The organism is uncultured Limnohabitans sp. (assembly GCF_937889215.1).
Classification (GTDB): domain Bacteria; phylum Pseudomonadota; class Gammaproteobacteria; order Burkholderiales; family Burkholderiaceae_C; genus Limnohabitans_A.
The window spans coordinates 1-4,946 of sequence record NZ_CALBEX010000552.1 but is presented as its reverse complement, the minus strand read 5'-3'; the positions used below and the strand labels follow the sequence as shown (position 1 = coordinate 4,946).

The window sequence follows — 4,946 nt, the reverse complement described above, 5'->3', positions numbered from 1 at the left end:
GCCAGCAAGGCACGCCTGTGGGCGCTTTGGATGGCGTGCCCACCTCCATCAAGGACCTGATCCTGACCCGTGGCTGGCCCACTTTGCGCGGCAGTCGCACCATTGATCCCCAGCAAGCGTGGGATGTCGACGCGCCAGCCACCGCCCGCCTGCGCGAGGCCGGGGCTGTGCTGCTGGGCAAAACCACCACACCAGAGTTTGGTTGCAAAGGCGAAACCAACTCGCCCGCCACCGGCATCACCCGCAACCCCTGGAACCTGAACCACACACCCGGCGGATCGTCAGGTGGCACGGCCGCAGCCGTGGCGGCAGGTTTGGGGCCCATCGGTGTGGGCACCGATGGCGCAGGCAGTGTGCGCATTCCGGCGGCCTTTTGTGGCAACGTGGGCCTGAAACCCAGCTTTGGACGGGTGCCCGCCTACCCCTTGTCGCCGTTTGGTTCGGTGGCGCACTTGGGGCCGCACACCATGAGCGTGCGCGACGCCGCCTTGATGACCAACGTGCTCAAGCAGCCCGATGCCCGAGACTGGACATCGCTGCCCCCTGACGGCAGCGACTACACCGTGGGTCTGGAAGACGGCGTACGTGGCCTGCGGATCGCCTATTCGCCCACTTTGGGTTATGCGCACAATGTGCACCCCGAAATCGCCGCAGCCGTGGATGCGGCCGTGCAGCAACTGCAGGCGCTGGGCGCGCATGTGGAGCAGGTCGATCCTGGCTTCGAGGACCCGCTCGAGATCACCACAGGGCTTTGGTTTTTGGGCGCTTACACCGTGTGGAAAGGCTTGAGCGCCGAGCAACAGGCCGTGGCCGACCCTGATTTCAAAACAGAGGCCGAGTTGGGTGCGCAGCTTAGCGCCTTGCAGGTGCAGCAACTGAACCAACGCCGTGGCGTTTTGGGCTCGCACATGCGCCAGTTCATGCTGCGCTATGACCTGCTGGTTACGCCCGCCGTCTCGATCCCGGCTTTTGAAGCGCGAGCGGCCGGTACGGTGGCCATGGACCCGGTGTCGATGCTGGGCTGGACGCCCTTCAGTTACCCCTTTAACCTGACCCAGCAACCTGCCATCACGGTGCCCTGTGGTCTGACCCAAAGCGGCTTGCCCATGGGCTTGCAGATCGTGGGGCCGATGTTTGGAGACGCCTTGGTGCTGCGTGCTGCCAGGGCCTATGAGTCGCTCCGCCCGGTTTTGCGTCCTGTGTCGTGAGCCTTCGCTCTTTCGGCTTGAAGCGAGGTGTCGTGCGTGGGTTATTTTGAGTATTTAAGTATCATTTATTCATTGAATGTCGATAGAATGAGCGCAAAGTAGGTTAAGAGGGGCGCTTATGCAATTGATATGGGTGGCGGGTCCAACAGACAAAGTCGTCAAATTCTCCATCACGTCCAGAACGGTGATGGGGGCCGTGGCTGTACTCTCCAGTTTGTTGGTGCTGGTGGGCTTTTTGTTCCATTTGGTGGGCGTGCGGGTGGCGATTGAATACATGCCCGAACTGGCTTATCGAATGGGCGGCGTGACCAGCCAAAGCGAACAAGAAAAAGCGGAGGCCACCTACCGGGCCAAGCTAGAGGCCTTGAACCACCAACTGTCCGGCGTCAGGGATCGTCTGCGCGAATTGGAAACCATCAAGGATGAGGTTTTGGGACGCTTGGGCATTGAAAAGCTCTTGTCGTTTTCGGAGCAGACCAAGGGGCAAGAGGTGGCCGGGCGCGGAGGGCCAATGAATTGGGTGCCCTCTTGGCCTTTTGGCTCTGAAAAACTCAACCGCCAGCTTGATCTGTCGCTGCAGCAAATGCACCTCTACGATGCAGCCATGGCGAACATGCAGACCCGCTGGAAATCTGATCTGACCAGCTTGGACGCGCTGCCGACAGCGCTGCCATTGGCGAGTGAATTACAATTGACCAGTTCATTTGGCATCCGGGCTGACCCGCTGACCCATTTGCCCAGCATGCACGATGGGATAGATTTTGTTGCACCCATCGGAACGCCTGTTTACACGACAGCGCCTGGCGTTGTGCTGCGCGCTGAGTACGCCGGCGCCTACGGCAATTTGGTCGAGGTCTCGCATGCGGATGGTTTTGTGACGCGTTATGCCCATTTGCGCGCCTTGAGTGTCAAGCCCCACGATGTGTTGCAGCGGCATCAGGAAGTGGGCAAGCTGGGCAACACCGGGCGCTCAACTGGCCCGCACTTGCACTACGAGGTGATTTACAAAGGGCAAGCCATGCACCCTGCTAAAGCCTTGGCAGCCTGGGCCAAATCCTGAGCTTTCAAAAAACCAACGACAAGGAGACAGACATGTTCGGAAAAAAGAAAACCACTTACACGCCGTTGGTCATGAGCCAAGAAAAATTCGACACCCTCATTGGCCGCCATGCAGAAATCCACGGCTGCTTGCGTTTGCAGGAAAGCGTACGCATTGACGGCAAGGTGGTCGGCAACATTGAAGCCCCCAAGGATGCCGCCATCTCTGTGGTGATCGGCCCCAATGGCGAGGTTCAGGGAGATGTGTTGGCCAACCGCATCATCGTTGCGGGCAAAGTGGCGGGCAACATCCATGCTTTTGAGCGGGTCGAGATCATGGCCAGTGCATTGGTCCAAGGGGACATCAAATACGCTTCGATGGCCGTGGAGCATGGCGCCAGATTGCTGGGGTTGTTGCTGCAAGTCGATGCTTCGGACGTGCCCTCACGCTCGGGCCAAGACGCCCACGAGGCCATTAAAAAGGCACAGACTTCCGTTTCTAACGGCTGACTTGGCCGAAAAATTAGCCGATTGAAATTCATTATCATCGGCGCATGACATTTTTAGCCATCGATGTGGGCAATACGCGTCTCAAATGGGCGCTGTACGACCAACCCAACCCCAGCGGCCAATTGTTGGCGCACGGCGCTGAATTCTTGGAAAACATCGACCGTTTATCTGAAGGCGCTTGGGCGCAATGGCCCCATATCGACCGCATGCTCGGTTCTGTGGTGGCCGGTGACGCCATCAAGCGGCGGGTCCAAGAGCAAATGGACATCTGGGACTTCACCCCGCAGTGGGTGGTGCCCAGTGCCCAAGAGGCCGGACTGACCAACGGCTATGACCACCCTTCTCGCTTGGGCGCGGACCGCTGGGTCGCCATGATCGGGGCCCGTCACCGCATGTTGGCCGCAGGACCGGCGCGACCTTTGGTGGTGGTCATGGTGGGCACGGCCGTGACGGTCGAGGCGATCGACGAAGAAGGCCGCTTTCTGGGCGGTCTGATTCTGCCCGGCCACGGCATCATGCTGCGCGCCCTCGAATCTGGCACGGCAGGGCTGCATGTGCCCACAGGTGATGTCCGGCCCTTTCCCACCAACACCAGCGACGCCTTGACCAGTGGCGGCACCTATGCCATTGCGGGCGCTTGTGAGCGCATGGTCCAACACCTGCGCGATCACACTGGGCAAGAGCCCGCGTGCATCATGACGGGGGGGGCGGGCTGGAAGATGGCCCCCAGCATGTCCTTGCAGTTTGAGTTGGTTGATAACCTGATCTTCGACGGGCTGCTGACACTGGCGGCGCAGCGTTTTGCCTGAACCTTAGCCCGGGCTCTGCGGGTTGTAGGCCGCAGTCAGGGCCTGCAAATGCGTTTGCAAGTCGGTGTTGGCCATGTAGGGCGTTAAAAGCGCCAGCACATGCTGCGCGCCCCGAGTCAGTGCCAATCCGGCGCTGGCCGGTTCCATGGCTTGGCGCGGGTTGCGCACATACTCATAACTCAGCCAATAAGTGACCATCACCGACATGCTGGCCGACAGCGTTTCAATGCTGTCTGGGTCGATGCGCATCAGGCCCGCAGCGGCCAAAGACTCCAGCATCAGCCTGAACGCATGGGTTTTGCGCTCCAGCACCGCATGAAAGTGCGTCTCCAAGTGCCGGTTGCCTGACAGCAAATTGTTCAGATCGCGGTACAGGAAGCGGTGGCTCCACACCTGCTCGAACAATGAATGCAAAAAGAACCAGGTGTCTTCCACATCCTGCACATCGGGTGCCGCGTCCAGCAAGCTCAGCATGGCTGATTCGTATTGGTCAAACAACTGGTTGACCAAGGCGTCTTTGGAGGGGAAGTGGTAGTACAGATTGCCCGGACTGATGTTCAGCTCGGCCGAAATCATAGTGGTGGAGACGTTGGGCTCGCCAAACCGGTTGAACAGCTCCAGTGTCACCTCAGCGATGCGCTCGGCGGTGCGGCGGGGTGCTTTTTTGGCCATGGCTAAAAACAGAGCCTGTCCATCAAGCCGTCTTTTTGGGACGCTTGGCGGCGCGGGCCGCCTGTGGTTTGGCTGGGACCGTTTGGCCTGGAGCCGTTTTGGCGGTGGCGGCTGTTTTGGGTGCAGCCTTGGTTTGCAATGCAGCCAGCTGTGCCTCCAGCTGCGCCACACGGTCGTTGAGCATCTGCATGTCCAGCAGTGAAGGCATGCCCAAGCGGTGCAAGGCTTTGGCCACGCGGTCTTCAAACAAGTGCTCCAGCTTGTCCACCCGTCCTGTGGTTTGCTGGCCGAAGTCGCTGGCGATGTGGCTCAGCCGTTCGGTGGCTTCTTGCAAGCGTTGCTGCGCCTCGGCCTGGCTTTTCCGCTGAAAGTTCAAGCCGTCATTGAGCAGGGCTTCAATCGCCTTGCTGCCTTGTTCTTGCGCTTTGGCCATGGCCCCCAAACCCGCCAGCCAAACATGCTGGGCGTTAGGCGGGGTGTTGTCTTGCGGATTGGCGGCGCTTGATTTGTTACGCGTGGTGTCGTTGGATTTGGCCATGGTGCACTTCCTGATCAAGGTATCACTTTAACCTGCGTTCGAGTGCAATGCTTCTAAAATCGCAACACAGTGGTGCCGCGCCCCGTGGCACCCAACAGATCCGCATCCTCATGACCCTTCTTGTCACCGGCGGCGCCGGCTTCATTGGCGCCAACTTTGTCCTCGACTGGC

The 4,946-nt window shown here is 59.7% G+C and carries 6 protein-coding genes; 4 read left to right on the top strand and 2 right to left on the bottom strand.

What is annotated here, in order from left to right; translation table 11 throughout:
* The 4 genes from Q0341_RS13905 to Q0341_RS13890 all read left to right on the top strand — a co-directional run.
* On the top strand, positions 1-1,208 hold a 1,208-nt coding region (locus Q0341_RS13905), incomplete at its 5' end, for an amidase (protein ID WP_299514507.1).
* 118 nt (positions 1,209-1,326) lie between these two features.
* On the top strand, positions 1,327-2,268 hold the full coding sequence (locus Q0341_RS13900) for a M23 family metallopeptidase (protein ID WP_299514504.1): 942 nt from the start codon (positions 1,327-1,329) through the stop codon (positions 2,266-2,268).
* A 32-nt stretch (positions 2,269-2,300) separates the two neighbouring features.
* Positions 2,301-2,756: a polymer-forming cytoskeletal protein gene (locus Q0341_RS13895; protein WP_299514501.1), complete on the top strand. Its 456-nt coding sequence runs from the start codon at positions 2,301-2,303 to the stop codon at positions 2,754-2,756.
* Between the two features lie 44 nt (positions 2,757-2,800).
* Entirely contained in the window at positions 2,801-3,565 is a 765-nt protein-coding gene (locus Q0341_RS13890) for a type III pantothenate kinase (RefSeq protein ID WP_299514498.1), read from the top strand.
* A 3-nt stretch (positions 3,566-3,568) separates the two neighbouring features.
* Here the strand turns inward: Q0341_RS13890 and Q0341_RS13885 are convergent, their stop codons facing one another.
* Both Q0341_RS13885 and Q0341_RS13880 read right to left on the bottom strand, forming a co-directional pair.
* Complete coding sequence (locus Q0341_RS13885) at positions 3,569-4,237, bottom strand: TetR/AcrR family transcriptional regulator (protein WP_299514495.1); 669 nt, start codon at positions 4,235-4,237, stop codon at positions 3,569-3,571.
* 22 nt (positions 4,238-4,259) lie between these two features.
* Positions 4,260-4,775 carry a phasin family protein gene (locus tag Q0341_RS13880; protein ID WP_299514492.1) on the bottom strand — a complete coding sequence of 172 codons (516 nt, stop codon included), beginning with the start codon at positions 4,773-4,775 and terminating at the stop codon, positions 4,260-4,262.
* Between the last annotated feature and the right edge of the window lie 171 nt (positions 4,776-4,946).